We start from the raw sequence: 14260 nt of genomic DNA on the forward strand, positions 1-14260 counted from the left end.
GGCGGAGCTGGAAGGCACGTTTCTGATGGCACAGGGCCGGTTGAACGGCTACCTCGATCTCGTCGACACCTCGCTCGAATCGGGTGCCGATACAGCCTCGGCTGAGTCCGATGCCGGCGACGCCAGCGTGGACGCGGCGGCTGCCGAGAGCCCGGCGGCGGAGCCCGTCGTGCATCGGGTGAAGATGCTCAATACCGGTGCCGATGGCGGATCGATGGTGTTCGAGCCGGCTGTCTTGAAAGCGAACGTCGGTGACACGGTGATCTTCGAGCCAACCGACCCAGCGCACAACTCGCGCTCGGTGCTGGTGCCGGACGGTGCTGCGGAGTGGGCTGGCGCGCTGAACAAGGAGCTCAGCGTCACACTCGAGACCGAAGGCGTGTACATCTATGTGTGTGATCCGCACAAGATCATGGCCATGGTCGGCGTGATACAAGTCGGTTCAGCGACCAATCTGGACGCGGCGCTGGCCGAGGCAGAGGCATTGGAAAGCGGATTCGCGCTGGCCAAGGGCCGACTTAACACGTATATGGGGCAACTCAACTAGGGCTGCCTGGTAGCCCCATCCGCGCAAGCCGGCGCGCGCAGCAGGATGGCCCAACGCGCCCCGGCGCGGAACTCCGGGGTGTGAACCCGCTCCACCTGCGTGGAACGGGTCGAGGTCGGGCGAGCGGCGGCGGCTTGGCGGCCGAACAAGAGAGAAGGTGATAGGGTGAAGATCGCACTGCTGTATGGCACTGAGTCGGGCAACGCGGAAGTGTTGTGTGAAGACATGTTGGCGGCGCTTCAAGCCGAACACGATTGCGAGATGCACGAACTGCACAACGTCTCGTCGTCGGAGCTCGTCGCTGACACCTTTTACGTGTTTGTCTGCTCGACGTTCGGTTGCGGTGACTTGCCGACCATGGCCGAGATGTTCGCCAGCAAGTTGGAGGCGGATAGCCCCGATCTGAGCCACGTCAACTTCTGTATCTTCGGGCTGGGCGACACCATGTTTGGCGACACCTTCAACCAGGGCTCCGAAACCCTCATGAACCTGTTGCTCAACCACGGCGCCAAGCAAATCGGTGAACGCGGTTTGTACGACGCCTCAAGCGGGGACATGCCGGAGGAATCCGCCATACCCTGGGTGAAAGCGCGCTTGTCGGAGTTCCTGGACAGCGCCGCCTGATCGGTTTGGCAGCGGGTCGAGCCCGCTTCGGCCCTCGCCGAGACCCACCGGCAGAAGCCGGTCGCTGTGTGCAGTTAGGGGTGTGCGCGTGCGGTTGGTTGGTCAGAACGACTCACCCTGAGTGCGGCGTGTGGCGATCACGCTGAGCCCCCCCATGGTGTGCCGATGTCGAGGCCGTGCCGGCACTTAACACACTTGCCAAGGTGCCTTTGCTGGCGCTCGATTCAGCTGAGTGCCTGGCCGTTGCGAAGCCCTGCCGGCGTTTGCCGGCCCCGCCTGCTCCGCGTCGGGGGCGGCCCGGAGCGGCTGGCACCCGCAGGCGGCTGCACACTAGAATGGTGCACCCCTTTGTAAGGTAGGCCTGCTGTGATGACGCTGTCCCCCGAGTTGGTCGACGCTCCCGAAAAAACCCTGGTGGCGCTCTCGCGGAACTTTACGCTGGACACCCGCGCTGAGATCCCGCCGATGTGGGTCGATTTCTGGGGCCGCGGTTGGCAATTTGAAGGTGACGAAGAGATGGCGGCGTTTGGGGCGTCCTTCAACGCGCAGCCCGATGGCGCTTTCACCTACGCCATCGGTCGGCACATCACCCCGACACCCGACAACTTGCCCGAAGGTGCGTGCACTGTGACCTTGTCGGGTGGGCGCTACGCCGTGTTTCGCAACCAGGGGCCGGTCAGCGAATTGCCAGGGTACTTTGACGCGATCTTCAGCGACTGGCTTCCCGGTTCGGGCGAAAGCCAACGCGAGGGCGCGGTGTTCGAGCGCTACCCCTATTCGGACGACGCCTCACCAGACAACATGGTCTACGAGATCTGGGTGCCGATCGCCTGAGGCGGCGCTCGCACCCAAGCGCCAGGTCACGCAGGCGAGATACCGCCTCTCGTCGACGCGGGCCCGACACGGCAACCGGATTGTGCAAAACACCGCGAGGCAGGCGCGTGCCGACTTCGCGCGCAGACACGTGGCTGCAGGGCCGGCCGCCGCAGTGGCCGCGACGCGCCACCGTCCAGCGCACCCCGGTCTTGCTGCGGGCTGCCATGCGGCACACCGCGTCGGCCCGGCTCGGATGCCCGCACCGGGCCGGGCTGAAAAACGCGCTAGGCTTTGCGCCAAACCCAGGCAGTGTGACGACATGCAGGACGCCTTCGTCTACCCCATTCTCGGCGTGCACGCAGCGGTTGCTGGTGTGCTCGCAGTGCGCCTGTGGCGACGCGAAGTCGGGGTGCTGACGAAACTGTGGTGGAGTGTCGTGTTGTTGGTTCCCGTGGTGGGGCTCTTTGCCTACGGCGCGCTGTACAAGCCACCCTCGGTGTTGCCTCGGCACCTGCAAGACCACCGGGAGCGAAAGGGTGGCTGGTGACAAGCACCCTCGTGCGCTGCGAGGGGGTTCGCTCAGGCGTGCGAGCGCCACGTCATCGCACACCCATCTGCCCGCCCTGCTGTGGGTGCTGCTCAGCACGTTCTTGTGGTCCGTGATCTTCGCGGCAGGCAAGTTTGTCGACGGGCGGATGGGCGTGTTCCAGATCACCCTGATCCGCTACGTCGGTGGTATGGCGGTGTTGCTGGTCCTGGTGCGTGCCCAGGGCGGCCTGGTCGCACACCGCAGTACGCAGCCCTGGGCGCATTTCGCGCGTGCGGTGAGCGGATGTGGGGCGGCTGTGGCAATCACCTGGGCGTCGGCCAACATGGCGCTGGTTGACGCCACCGCCATCGGGCTCTCCTACGGTGTGCTTGCACTCATGCTCGGCGCGGTGGTGCTCAAGGAAACGGTCACGCGGCGTCACGGTTTCGCGGTAGCAATCACGCTTGCCGGGGTTGCCGTGGTGTTGTCAAACCAGGGCGCGTTCCAATCCGGGCTTGCGCTCGTGCCCGCCTCGGTGGCGTTCCTCGCGGCCTTTTTGTTTGCTGTGGAAGGGCTGTTGATCAGTGTGCTGGGTCGAGCCGAACGCGCGCTCACGGTCATGCTCTACCTGACGTTCTTCGGGCTCTGCTTGATGTTGTTGCCGGCACTCGCCCAATGGCAATGGGCCGACCCCGCCACGGTGGTCTTCGCCTTGCTGTTGGGTCCGCTTGCGCTGTTTGGGCAGTATTGCACCATCCGGGGTTACCGCTCGGCGCCCCTCTCGATCGTGGCGCCCGTCGACTACGCCTGGTTGCCGTTCTCGGCGATACTCGGTTGGGTGTTTTTCAGTGAGGTTCCGAACGGCGTGACCTGGCTGGGCTGCGCTGTGATTGTGGCAGGTGGCATCCTCTTGTCGCGGTTGAACGCGGCGCCAAAATGACGATCTCAGTCCGACCTCACGCGCCGACACGGCGTCGTGTGCTGCGAGCGCTTGACATGATCAAATCGATGCTGAGCTGCCTGCTGTTGGCGGTCTGTACTGCCTGTGCATCGGGTGGTGTGACAGAGAACGACACCTTCCCGGCGCCGGAAGCGGATTTCGCTGCGCACGTGGACAAGGTGCACGCGCACATTGCCGCGCAATCGCTGTTCGGGCGCGGGCCTGACGCGGTCGCGCTCAACCTGCCGTTCGAGTTGGGGGCGTCGCCAGATGTCCCCTACCGTGGCAAGCTCCTGCTGTTCCACGGCTTGAACGACTCGGCCTACGTCTGGACCGACATGGCGAAGGTGCTCGCCGCGCAAGGCTTCGACGTGCGTTCGGTGCTGCTGCCCGGGCACGGCTCGCACCCCGACGCCATGCTCGAGATCGCCTACTCGTCGTGGATCAAAGCGGCCCGGGCACACCTTGCGCTCTGGGACGTCGACGACACCCCGATGTACCTCGGCGGCTTCTCGCTCGGCGGCGTGCTCGCCACCGCGCTGGCGCTCGACAACCCGGACATCGCTGGCCTGCTGTTGATCTCGCCCGCGTACAAGAGCCGCCTGAACCACCTGTTGCGCTGGTCGTGGTTGTACAACTACTACGAGACCTACGTCTTCGGCGGCATCATCCTCGAAGACAACCCGATCAAGTACAACTCCATCCCGATCAACTCCGGCACGCAGTACTACAACGCCACACGCTACCTCGCGAACCGCTGGGGTGACAAGCGGCTGCGCATGCCGGTGATGATGGTGGTCACCGATGTCGATTCGGTGGTCGACGTCGACCACAGTCGTGGCATTTTCCAATCGCGTGTTGTGCACCCCGACAGCCGGTTGCTGATCTACAGCAACGACGCGGACCTCGACGCCCGTGACGGCGAGATCGTGCGCGGCAGCCACTACCCGGAGCGGCGCATCCTCAACCAGTCGCACCTGAGCCTGTTGAACGCCCCGGACAACCCGCTGTTCGGTCAGGCCGGTCGCGTCCTGGTGTGCAACGGCAACGAGTACCCGATCTTCATGGCTTGCATGCGGGCGCGAGAACACTGGTTCGGCGCACAACACACCCCATCGCCGGACGGCGTGCCGGTGGCGCGTACGACCTACAACCCCGACTTCCCCTACCTGTTCACCGTGTTCGATCAGGTCTTCTTCGAGGGCGAGCCAGCCGAGTAGGGCCGGTTGGCCTCGCGCACCCATGCGGTGGATACTGGCTGCATGGAATACACCGGATTTCTCTGGCTGGGCGCCTATGTGATCGGCGTCGGCTACTTCACCCTGAGCCGCAACGCCGGGCGCAAGCAGGCGGTCTGGGCGCCTTTTGTCACCGCACTCAGCGTGGCGGTGGTGGTGCTGGCCTACCAGCACGGCGCGCGCTGGCCGGGGCTCGCGCTCTTCGCCGCGGTGATGTTCAGCGCGGCCTGGGGCGCGGTGTCGCTCACACAGTTCTGCACAGCCTGCGGTGCCACCGCCTACGCGCGCCTCGGCTTCCTGCGGCACAAGACCTGCCCCAGGTGCCGCGCCGCCTTCGACAGCACGGTCTGAGGCGCCCGTGCGTGGCCGCGCACACCGGTTTTGACCCTGTGGCGGCGGCTGCTGTCTGACGCCGACAATCAGCCGCAGAGGAGTGAATCCATGACGCGCTTCATGGTGATCGAACACATTGCACCCGGCCAGCTCGATGCGGTCTACGCGCGTTTTCACGCCAGCGGCCGACAGTTGCCCGACGGCCTCGTCTACCTCGACAGCTGGCTGTCGGACGACGGCGCGCGCTGCTTTCAGCTCATGGAAACCGACGACCCGGCGTTGTTCGACGTCTGGCAGACCGCCTGGTCCGATCTGGTGCGTTTCGAGGTGGTGGCGTTGCGCGACAAACCTGCCGATACGTCTTCGCCGTCCACTGGCGGTTGAGGAGGCTGTGCGACAATGCGCGTCTCTACCCAGGTTGATTGACCCGTGCGCTGTCCGACACCCCAGATTCTGCTCGCCGCCGTCTTCGCGTCGGTGCTCCTCGTGCCGTTGGCACAGGCCGAGGGCCGCGCGGAGGCCGAGGACGCGCAACAGGTCCAGCTGCGTCAGCTCAACGAGTTGGTTGATGCACTCAACGGCAAACAGGAAGCCCGCTCCGAGTTGCGTGAAGCCCTTGCGGACGCAGATGCGGGTGATGTGCCGGAGATGCAAATCAGCCTCGACGAGCTGAACGCCGATATTCGCGAGACCCGATTCGCAATCGAGCAGATCGCAATCGGCTCGGTGGACCTCGAAGTCTTCGAGGCCGACAACTCCCAGCTCGATTGGCGCACCGAACTGAGCCAGGTGCTGATGCCGGTGATGCAGAACCTCAAGCGGATCACCGAGAAGCCACGTCGCATCGAGGTGCTCAAGTCCAAGATCGAGCAGGCGACGACCCAGAAACGTCAGGCGGAGCTCGCGGCCGAGAACATCGCCCGCACGCTCGAGGCGGTCGACGACGACGAAACCCGGGGTGCGCTGGAGCAGCTGCAACAGACCTGGGTCATACGGCACCAGGAGCTCGAGCAGGTCATCAATCTCTCGACGGTGCAGCTCGACAACCTGCAGCGCAGCGACGCGTCCGTGTGGGTGCAGTTGCGCGACGGCGTGATTGAATTCGGCAACGGTCGCGGTCTGACACTGCTGCTTGCCGTCGCTGCAGCGGTGGGTGTCTACGGTGTGGCGCACCTGCTCTCCATACTCGTTACGCGCCGACAGGACGGCGAGGATGTGCGCGCGTTTCGCACGCGGCAGCGCATCGTGCACTACGGGCTCAAGGCGGTGCGGACACTGTTGATGATGATCGCGGTGGTGGTCGTCTTCTACGTGCGTGGCGACATCCTGCTGATGGCCATCTCGTTTCTGATCGCGGCCGGTCTGGTGCTGAGCCTGCGCAGTGCAATTCCGCGCTTCTTTGATGAGCTGCAACTGCTGCTCAACCTCGGCGCGATCCGCGAGGACGAGCGGGTGATGTACAACGGGCTGCCGTGGAAGGTGACGCAGCTCAACATGTATTCGGTGCTGCGAAACCCGGAAATCACCGGCATCATCCGCTTGCCGTTGCAGGACATGTTGGCGTTGAGCTCGCGCCCGGTTGGCAGCGAAGCCTGGTTTCCGGCGTCGCGCGACGACGTCATCCTGCTCGGCGATGGCCGGGTAGTGCAGGTGCAGACTTTGACACCCGAGCACGTGACCGTGGCCAGTCTGGCGGGCACCCAGTCGATGATCCCGACGGCCGAGTTCTACCACACGGTCTTCGACAACCTCACCCGCAGCGGCAGCTACTTTGTCAGCGCCGTGTTCGGCGTTGGCTATGCCCATCAGGCCGACAGCGTGACAACCATACCGGCGACGATGAAGGTGGCACTCGAGGCCGCGTTGCACGAGAGTGACCTCGCAAAGCATGTGCTGGGCATCCACACCGACCTGCAGTCGGCGGGCGCGTCCTCGCTCGACATCTGGCTTGGGGTGAAAATGCACAGTGATGCGGCCTCGGCGTATTACCGGTTGCAACGCCTGATTCAACAGGTGTGCGTCGACACCTGCACGCGTGAAGCGTGGGAGATCCCGTTCCCGCAGCTGACCGTGCACCGCGCCAAGGCCTGAATGGCAACGCACCGGTATGTCGTGGGCCGGGCAGGGAGGGGCAGCTGATGCGGACGGCGGTGTTGGTGCCGGGCGCGTGGCTTGGCGGCTGGGTGTGGGCGCGGCTGACACCAGAGCTGCCCGACTGGCGCCTCGTGACGCCGACCCTGAGTGGATTGACACCCGATGCCGGTGCGGCCGACGACGTTGACCTCGCGCGGCATGTTGCCGACGTGGTCGCAGTGTGCCGTGCTCACCGGGTGCGTGACGCGGTGCTGGTCGGCCACAGCTACGCCGGCCTTGTCATTGCCGGCGCGGTGCCGCAGCTCGTCGATTGCGTGTCGCATGCGGTTTACCTCGACGCGGCCCTGCCGACGGCCGGACGGTCGCTGGTGTCCGACTGGTCAGCCGCCGGCCAGGCTGCCGTGCGCGCGGAGGCCACAGCCCAGGGCGACCCAAGCCGCTGGCCCGTGCCGGACGACCTTGGCGTGATGTCGGTGATGTCCGATTTCAGCGAAGCCGACCACACGTGGTTTCAGGCCCACGCGCGGCCGCACCCGATCGAGACGCTCTACCAGTCGGTGCCGAGTGTAGAGCACCCGGTCGACGCCGTGCAGCACACCTACGTTTTCTGCACGCGGGACCGGCCGACGGCGCCGGCGGCAGTCGAGCGCTTGAAGCGGGACGCGGCTTGGCATGTGGTTGCGCTCGACACCGGCCACTGGCCGATGATCACCGCACCGGGCGCACTGGCAGAGGTGTTGCGCACGCTCTGAACGGCGTTGGCCCTGGGGCCTGAGCGGGGTGTACCCTGCGTGGTTTGCACCTCGGGAATTCACATGGCAGCGCGCGGCGGCCCTCACGCGGTGAACCGCTTCGTCTGGGCGGACCTCTCCACCTTCGACCTCGCGTCGGCGAAGGCCTTCTACACCGACACGCTCGGCTGGTCGTACCACGGGGCGGACGACGGCTACGAGGTGTGCGTGGCCGGCCAGACAGCAACCGCCGGGCTCTACGTGATGCCCGAGGCCTTCCAGCAGATCAACATGCCGTCCTTCTGGATGTCCTACGTGCAGGTAGCGGACCTCGATCGGACCGTGGCGGCCGCCGAGGCCCACGGCGCCAGGATCGAAGTGGCACCCACGCCCGGGCCCGGCAACAGCCGTATCGCGCTGGTGCGCGACCCGGCCGGTGCGGGCTTCACCTGCCTCGAAGGCGAGCTGGGCACCCCGCCGCACGCGGGGCAGGGCCCCGGTCGCGTGGTCTGGCACGAGCTGCACGTGTCCGACCTCACGCGCGTGCAGCCCTTCTACGAGGCCGTGTTCGGTTGGCGCGTGACCCCCGCGGCGGGCGCCCCCGCGGCGGGCGCCCCTGCGTCTGGCACCGACCGTTACGCGCTGGTGGACGCGGCGTCAAACGGCGCGGCAGTCGCTGGCATTCAGGTGACGCCCAACGCGATCAAGGGCGACAAGGAATACTGGGGCGTGTACGTCGCGGTCGACAGCCTTGACTCGACTGCCGCGGCGGTTGACGAGGCCGGTGGCGAAGTGCTCGCGGTGCAGCCTCTCGGCGACCGCGACGCGCTGCTCATCGCCGACCCGCAGGGCGCGGCACTCTACCTGGTCGAGGACGACACGCCCGGGCGCGACATCGCTGGCCGAACGCGCGCGACCGGTGCCGTGAAATGGCGCGCCACGGCGGGCCTGTTCGTGGTGGCGGCCGCCGTGCTGCTCGAGGCCAACTGGCTCTGGGGGGTCCTCTTCCTGTTGTGGGTGGTGCCGGACCTGAAAAGCGGCGTCACCCACTTCCTCGAGCGGGTCGACCGACGGGAACACCCGGCACTCTTCTGGACCATCACCCTGACCTGGCTCGGCCTGTCGGTCTACCTTCTGGTGGAACCGTGGGTGTCGGGTTGAGGCGGCTCGACGCCCCAGATCAGGAGCTCACCATGCAACCCGTTGATCTCATCGCGCACCCCGAGGGCGGTCGCTTTCGCGAGGTGTTCCGCTCCGCTGCCACGGTCCGGGGCGACGGCGGCCGCGAGCGCGCGGCGTTGACCCACATCTACTTCGAACTCGCCGCGGGCGAGGTGAGCCGCTTTCACAAGGTGGCCTCGGACGAAGTCTGGAACCTCTACCGGGGCAACGGCGTCACGCTCTACACCTGGGGCGGCGGTGACGCGGCGCCGGACGCGCACGTGCTCTCCGCGACGACCGACACCTTCTGCCACGTGGTGCCGGCGGGGGTCTGGCAAGCCGCCGCGCCGCTCGACGGCACGGTGTTGGTGGGGTGCTCGGTTGGACCGGGCTTCGACTTCGCCGACTTCGAGCTGATTGACCCGGTATCCGGGCCAGCGCAGCGGCTGCTGGCCGGTGCGCCAGCGCTCGCGCCGTTGGTTCAAACGCCCAGATCCGTGTCGCACCCGGATACAAGATCGCACACAGACAGTTAATGATCCTTGCCCAGGGGCCGATAGCCATGCGAAGGCGTGCGGTAACGGCACCGGGGTGTGGTGTGGCCGGACGTGCTGTCGGCGGTTGTTAGCGGTTGACCGCAGGGTGGGTGCACTGCACCGGCCCGCACACCCGGGTCGGTTGCGTGCAGCGCGAGCGACTCGGTCGGCAACCCAACTGGAAACGGTATGGACGATCGGGTCTCACACACGAACATTGCGTACACGGTTTTCATCGTCGCGCTGGCAGCCCTGCTCACGGCGACGGTGGCCTACGACGTCTACGCGCCCGATTATTTCCGCACCGTCGCGCCGGAGATGCTGCGCGGCACCGTGATCGTGTTTGGCCTGGTGTCGGTCTATCTCGGTTTGAAATTGCGGCAATTGAGCCACCTCAACCGGCAACTCGAGTTGCTGGTCGCACGGGACAACCTCACCGACGTCGCGACGCGCGACTTCTTCTTCACCGCCCTCGCGGCGCAGCCCGAGCGGGACGGCGTGTGCCTGATGGTCGACATCGACCACTTCAAGCGCATCAACGACACCCACGGCCACCTCGTTGGCGACAAGGTGATTGCCAACGTTGCGAGCCACCTGCGCCACAGCGTACGCAACGACGACATCGTCTGCCGGTTCGGCGGTGAGGAGTTCGCCATCTTCCTCGCCGACGCCGACGCCAACCGCGCCCACGAAATCAGCGAGCGCGTGCGCAAGAGCATCGCCAAGCACCAGTTCGACGCCGGCGGGTGCCAGGTGGCCGTGACCGTGTCGATCGGCGGCTCGACCGTGATGCAGGCCCGGGACGCCGAAAGCGCGATCCACCAGGCCGACATCGCGCTCTACCAGGCCAAGCGCAATGGCCGCAACCAGACCGTGTTTGCCACGGCCGACACCTGCGAAATGCCTGCAGAGCTCGACCAGGCAGCCTAGTCAGCACCGCCGTCATACACTGCGCGTTCACCGGGTTCGGCCGGACACCGGGGGCAATCTGCAAGATGAGTTCACTGGACGCGTTCATGACCGAGCGTTGGGAGTTCACAGCGTCGATCGAGTACCACGATTTTGGGCGTATGGGCTACACCGTGGTCTACCTGCCCGAGCCGTGGCTGAACCGCGAGCCCTTTGCCTCCCACCCCAGACTGCGAGTGCACGCAGAGGTCGCCGAAATTCCGGTCGACGGGGCGTTTCAGCCTGGGCAGGGCAAGCGGTACCTGATTGTGTCCAAGGCCGTGCTCAAATCGGCGAGTGTACAGTGCGGTGACGAGGTCAACGTGATGTTTCGGTTGGCTGATCCCGAGCATGTCGATGTCCCGGAAGCGTTGCGTTCGGCCTTGAGTCGTGACGCGACAGCGCGTGCCGCATTCGAGGTGCTGACTGCTGGCAAGCAGCGGGCCTTGGTGCACCGCGTCAACGACTGCAAGACGCTCGAAACGCAACGCAAGCGGGTGAGAGAGGTTCTTGACGTGTTGCGCCAAGGATGATCGGTACGCCACGACAGCCCGATCCCACGCGCATTAGGTGCAGGCATGGCACCCATTCAACAGGGTAGAGACCAATGCACCTGCGTGATGCCGTGGCCGCCGATGCGGCGCTTCTGACTGCGATCGCGTTCGACGCCAAGGCCGTGTGGGGCTACACCGACGCGCAAATGGCTGCGTTCCGCGCCGAACTCACGGTCACCGCCGACGACATCCGCTCGCCGCAGTCGCTCTACCGCGTGTGCGAGGTGGCGGGGGCCGTGGTGGGGTTTCATGCGGTGAGCCCGCTGTCGCACGCCGAGGTCGAGCTCGACGCACTGTTTGTTCTGCCCGCGCGCATTGGCACCGGTGTCGGGCGGTGTCTGATGGCGGACGTGGTCTCACTGGCCCAGCGCCGTGGATACACCTCGGTGTGCATTCAGAGTGACCCGAACGCCGAGGGGTTTTACCGCGCGGTCGGTGCGGTGCGGGTGGGCGAGCGAGAGTCCGACAGCGTGCCCGGGCGTCTCCTGCCGTTGCTTCGCCTGGCGTTGTCGGCGCCCGACACCGTCTGACCACGGGTGCCCGACCGGGGCACCCGTGGGGCAGGCCAGCGGTGCCGTCAGCGCGGCAATTTGCCCGTGAACTCCTGCTGGCGCCGCGAAAGTGCCAGTTTCTGTAGCTCGACGGCGGCGTTGACCGAGAGCGGCAGCCGCGTGACGCGGTGGAGCTCGGCGCGGGTCACGCCGATGTCCCGGAGCATCTTGTCGTCGAGGTCGTGCAGCTGCGTGAGCTTGCGCCGACGCCGCCAGGCGCGCAGTGCGCCCGTGATCCGACGCCAGGCGTTGGCAGCGAAAGCCAACCCGTTTGCTGAGCTGAGTGGAGCGATCTCGACGCGGTTCAGGTCCAGGTCGCAGTGCGTGCAGTGTGCCATTGCCATGTTCCTCTCCAAATGGGCGGTGTGCCGCGGGTGTGGCGGCGTGGGTAGACAATGGGCCCACACAATGTTTCAATCAAACGAATAGTAATTAACTTAGCTTTCAGAAAATCTGATAGAAAGAGGTGCTTCCGTGTCCGACGCCGCGCTCGATGCCCCCGCCAAGCCCGTTCCGCTCCTGGACCTCGACTTGCTGCGGACCCTGGTTGCCATTGCACAGACCCGAAACTTCTCCACCGCGGCCGAGGTGGTCCACCGCACGCCGTCGGCCGTCTCGATGCAGGTCAAGCGCATCGAGGAGCTGGTGGGCCGCGCGATCATCGAGCGCGGCAGCCGCTCGGTCACGCTGAACGAGCACGGCGAGCTGCTGCTCGCGCACGCGCGTCGCGTGCTGGCGCTCAACCAGAACATCCTCAGCAAATTTGTCGAACCTGCCGAATCGGGCCTTGTGCGGCTCGGTGCGGGAGACCATTTCACCGAGCAGCACCTGCCCAACCTCTTGTGCCAGTTTCGCGACGTGCACCCCGGCATTCAGGTGGATGTGATCGTCGACAACGCGAAAGAGATTGCCGACGGCTTCCGCCGCGACCACCTCGACATCGCGCTGATTGGCTGCACCGGCGCCACCTACGACGGGCTGTCGGTCGAGCTGATCTGCGAAGAAGCGCTGGTGTGGGCTGGCGCGCGCAACGGCGTCGCCGTTGAGCAGACACCGCTCCCGATCTCCGTGTGGGAGGAGGGCTGCGAATGGCGCCGTGTCGCGCTCGAAGGGCTCGAAGCGCAACAGCGCGACTACCGCGTCGCGCTCAAGAGCGCGTACATCGCCGGCCAGCGCGCGGGCTTGAGTGCGGATCTCGCGATCGCGCCCATCCCGCGCTCGGCGTGCCACGGGGACGTGGCGGAGATTCCGGCGTCAGCGGGGTTGCCCACGTTGCCGTCGTGCATGACCGGCATGATCGTTCGCGCCAACCCGTCCGCCGCCGTGCAGATGTTGGCCGACCGCATCCGCGCGTTGCAACCTCGCAAAGCGGCCTGACACCCCTTCGAAACCCTCGCATCCGCTGTCCACGCTGGGTATGATCGGCGCTGTATCGCCAATAAACCAAGCCTGGAACTACTGTGTCGAATTCACTGTTCGAATGGGTGCGATTTAGAGCCGCTTGGGTGTTCTTCGCCTGTGCTGGCATGAGCGCCTGTGTCAACACGAGCCCCTCAACCGATGTGGAGAGCGCGCCTGTGACCGTGCAAGGAGCGTCTGCGGGTGCCGGGGCCAGCGTGGTGATTCGACGTGCCGGCGAAGGCGAGGACTACGACTGGGAAAACGACCACATCTTCGTCAAGGTCAGCAGCGCGGAGTCGAACGGCGTGCTGACGATGGTGCAGGACAATGTCAAGCCTGGCTTCAACCTCGGCTTGCACCTGCACGACACCCACACCGAGATCTTCTACATCCTCGACGGCACGATCCACTGGACCGTCGGCGCGGACACCTTCACCACCGACCCGGGCGCGGTCGTGTACGTGCCCGGTGGCGTGCCACACGCCGCGCGTTCAGGCACCGGCGCGCGCATGCTGATGTTCTACGCGCCGGCCGGCTTCGACAAGATGCTCGCCGAAATCGAAAACGCGCCTTGGTACAAACGCTACAACCCGATCGCGATCGCCAACCGCAACACGCGTTACGACTTCCGCACGGCCTCGCCCGGCGACACCCGCACCACACCCGGGCCCGCGCCGGTGCACGTGCGGCCCGACGAGGGTGTGGTCACGCAGGACAAGGCCGGCTCCCGCACAGCGAAGCTCGACACCGCCGACACGGGTGGGCTGGCCTCGATGGCGGTGCAACGTCTCGACGCTGGGGCGACGTATGCCCCGGACCGATCGGCGAGTCAGCTGGAAGTGCTCTACGTACTCGATGGCACTGTCAACGTCGATGCCGGCGGCCAGGCACACACCGTCACCACCGGCGGCACCGTGTACCTCCCCGCGGGCGTAGAGGGCTCGGCTACATCGACAGCAGGCGCCACCCTGCTCGTGTATCGCATGTAACAAACCGTGCCCTTCACTGTGGGAGTCGTCTCCTCGCGCAGCGAGAGCCGACGAAAGCGGTGCTTGAAGTGGCCACCTCGTACGAATCATCGCCCCTAGGCGGGCCCCCGTGTCGCTTCGCAACGACGGCAATGGGATGGACTCCTCCCCACCCTTTCGACTGACGGTGTCTGGGCACCACAATGGTGTTTACACGTAACCCATTGAAACGAAACGATGAGGAGGAAGTCCGTTATGCACATTACCCACGTTGGGGTCGATATTGCAA

At 65.7% G+C, this 14260-nt stretch carries 18 protein-coding genes; 17 read left to right on the forward strand and 1 reads right to left on the reverse strand.

What is annotated here, in order from left to right; translation table 11 throughout:
* The 15 genes from AAGA11_20750 to AAGA11_20820 form a co-directional block, all read left to right on the forward strand.
* Nucleotides 1-547: pseudoazurin (locus AAGA11_20750; GenBank protein ID MEM9605304.1), on the forward strand; the 547-nt coding region annotated here is incomplete at its 5' end.
* 165 nt (nt 548-712) lie between these two features.
* Entirely contained in the window at nt 713-1171 is a 459-nt protein-coding gene (locus AAGA11_20755) for a flavodoxin domain-containing protein (protein MEM9605305.1), read from the forward strand.
* A 369-nt stretch (nt 1172-1540) separates the two neighbouring features.
* Nucleotides 1541-2005 (forward strand): GyrI-like domain-containing protein, encoded by a 465-nt coding sequence (locus tag AAGA11_20760; protein MEM9605306.1) that lies wholly within the window; start codon nt 1541-1543, stop codon nt 2003-2005.
* A gap of 301 nt (nt 2006-2306) precedes the next feature.
* Nucleotides 2307-2534, forward strand: coding sequence for a hypothetical protein (locus tag AAGA11_20765; GenBank protein MEM9605307.1), 228 nt, complete (start codon nt 2307-2309; stop codon nt 2532-2534).
* Nucleotides 2524-3456: a DMT family transporter gene (locus AAGA11_20770; protein ID MEM9605308.1), complete on the forward strand. Its 933-nt coding sequence runs from the start codon at nt 2524-2526 to the stop codon at nt 3454-3456. Before AAGA11_20765 ends, AAGA11_20770 begins: the two co-directional genes overlap by 11 nt.
* 56 nt (nt 3457-3512) lie before the next feature.
* Nucleotides 3513-4676 (forward strand): alpha/beta fold hydrolase, encoded by a 1164-nt coding sequence (locus tag AAGA11_20775; GenBank protein ID MEM9605309.1) that lies wholly within the window; start codon nt 3513-3515, stop codon nt 4674-4676.
* Between the two features lie 42 nt (nt 4677-4718).
* Entirely contained in the window at nt 4719-5045 is a 327-nt protein-coding gene (locus AAGA11_20780; protein ID MEM9605310.1) for a hypothetical protein, read from the forward strand.
* Nucleotides 5046-5135: 90 nt separating this feature from the next.
* A complete protein-coding gene (locus AAGA11_20785; protein ID MEM9605311.1) occupies nt 5136-5411 on the forward strand; it encodes a DUF3303 family protein in 276 nt (91 codons plus the stop codon).
* 45 nt (nt 5412-5456) lie between these two features.
* The gene (locus tag AAGA11_20790; protein ID MEM9605312.1) at nt 5457-7118 is read left to right on the forward strand and encodes a hypothetical protein; all 1662 of its coding nucleotides are present in this window, start codon (nt 5457-5459) and stop codon (nt 7116-7118) included.
* A gap of 47 nt (nt 7119-7165) precedes the next feature.
* The gene (locus AAGA11_20795; GenBank protein MEM9605313.1) at nt 7166-7873 is read left to right on the forward strand and encodes an alpha/beta hydrolase; all 708 of its coding nucleotides are present in this window, start codon (nt 7166-7168) and stop codon (nt 7871-7873) included.
* 63 nt (nt 7874-7936) lie between these two features.
* On the forward strand, nt 7937-9013 hold the full coding sequence (locus AAGA11_20800; protein ID MEM9605314.1) for a VOC family protein: 1077 nt from the start codon (nt 7937-7939) through the stop codon (nt 9011-9013).
* Nucleotides 9014-9045: 32 nt separating this feature from the next.
* Nucleotides 9046-9549, forward strand: a complete 504-nt coding sequence (locus AAGA11_20805) for a cupin domain-containing protein (GenBank protein ID MEM9605315.1) — start codon at nt 9046-9048, stop codon at nt 9547-9549.
* Nucleotides 9550-9738: 189 nt separating this feature from the next.
* Entirely contained in the window at nt 9739-10479 is a 741-nt protein-coding gene (locus AAGA11_20810) for a GGDEF domain-containing protein (GenBank protein ID MEM9605316.1), read from the forward strand.
* Nucleotides 10480-10544: 65 nt separating this feature from the next.
* On the forward strand, nt 10545-11030 hold the full coding sequence (locus AAGA11_20815; protein MEM9605317.1) for a YdeI/OmpD-associated family protein: 486 nt from the start codon (nt 10545-10547) through the stop codon (nt 11028-11030).
* Between the two features lie 74 nt (nt 11031-11104).
* On the forward strand, nt 11105-11581 hold the full coding sequence (locus AAGA11_20820; protein ID MEM9605318.1) for a GNAT family N-acetyltransferase: 477 nt from the start codon (nt 11105-11107) through the stop codon (nt 11579-11581).
* A 47-nt stretch (nt 11582-11628) separates the two neighbouring features.
* Here AAGA11_20820 and AAGA11_20825 read toward each other — a convergent pair whose 3' ends face one another.
* Nucleotides 11629-11946 carry a DUF1127 domain-containing protein gene (locus AAGA11_20825; protein MEM9605319.1) on the reverse strand — a complete coding sequence of 106 codons (318 nt, stop codon included), beginning with the start codon at nt 11944-11946 and terminating at the stop codon, nt 11629-11631.
* Nucleotides 11947-12076: 130 nt separating this feature from the next.
* Here AAGA11_20825 and AAGA11_20830 point away from each other — a divergent pair, with 130 nt between their 5' ends.
* Both AAGA11_20830 and AAGA11_20835 read left to right on the forward strand, forming a co-directional pair.
* Nucleotides 12077-12979, forward strand: a complete 903-nt coding sequence (locus AAGA11_20830; protein ID MEM9605320.1) for a LysR family transcriptional regulator — start codon at nt 12077-12079, stop codon at nt 12977-12979.
* A 200-nt stretch (nt 12980-13179) separates the two neighbouring features.
* Nucleotides 13180-13992: a cupin domain-containing protein gene (locus tag AAGA11_20835; GenBank protein MEM9605321.1), complete on the forward strand. Its 813-nt coding sequence runs from the start codon at nt 13180-13182 to the stop codon at nt 13990-13992.
* Nucleotides 13993-14260 lie beyond the last annotated feature (268 nt).

This window comes from Pseudomonadota bacterium (assembly GCA_039196715.1).
Taxonomy (GTDB): domain Bacteria; phylum Pseudomonadota; class Gammaproteobacteria; order CALCKW01; family CALCKW01; genus CALCKW01.

Coding starts and splice junctions, on each gene's coding strand:
- AAGA11_20760 (MEM9605306.1), top strand. CDS start 1,541: ATGACGCTGTCCCCCGAGTTGGTCGACGCTCCCGAAAAAACCCTGGTG.
- AAGA11_20765 (MEM9605307.1), top strand. CDS start 2,307: ATGCAGGACGCCTTCGTCTACCCCATTCTCGGCGTGCACGCAGCGGTT.
- AAGA11_20775 (MEM9605309.1), top strand. CDS start 3,513: ATGATCAAATCGATGCTGAGCTGCCTGCTGTTGGCGGTCTGTACTGCC.
- AAGA11_20780 (MEM9605310.1), top strand. CDS start 4,719: ATGGAATACACCGGATTTCTCTGGCTGGGCGCCTATGTGATCGGCGTC.
- AAGA11_20785 (MEM9605311.1), top strand. CDS start 5,136: ATGACGCGCTTCATGGTGATCGAACACATTGCACCCGGCCAGCTCGAT.
- AAGA11_20795 (MEM9605313.1), top strand. CDS start 7,166: ATGCGGACGGCGGTGTTGGTGCCGGGCGCGTGGCTTGGCGGCTGGGTG.
- AAGA11_20800 (MEM9605314.1), top strand. CDS start 7,937: ATGGCAGCGCGCGGCGGCCCTCACGCGGTGAACCGCTTCGTCTGGGCG.
- AAGA11_20805 (MEM9605315.1), top strand. CDS start 9,046: ATGCAACCCGTTGATCTCATCGCGCACCCCGAGGGCGGTCGCTTTCGC.
- AAGA11_20810 (MEM9605316.1), top strand. CDS start 9,739: ATGGACGATCGGGTCTCACACACGAACATTGCGTACACGGTTTTCATC.
- AAGA11_20815 (MEM9605317.1), top strand. CDS start 10,545: ATGAGTTCACTGGACGCGTTCATGACCGAGCGTTGGGAGTTCACAGCG.
- AAGA11_20820 (MEM9605318.1), top strand. CDS start 11,105: ATGCACCTGCGTGATGCCGTGGCCGCCGATGCGGCGCTTCTGACTGCG.
- AAGA11_20825 (MEM9605319.1), bottom strand. CDS start 11,946: ATGGCAATGGCACACTGCACGCACTGCGACCTGGACCTGAACCGCGTC.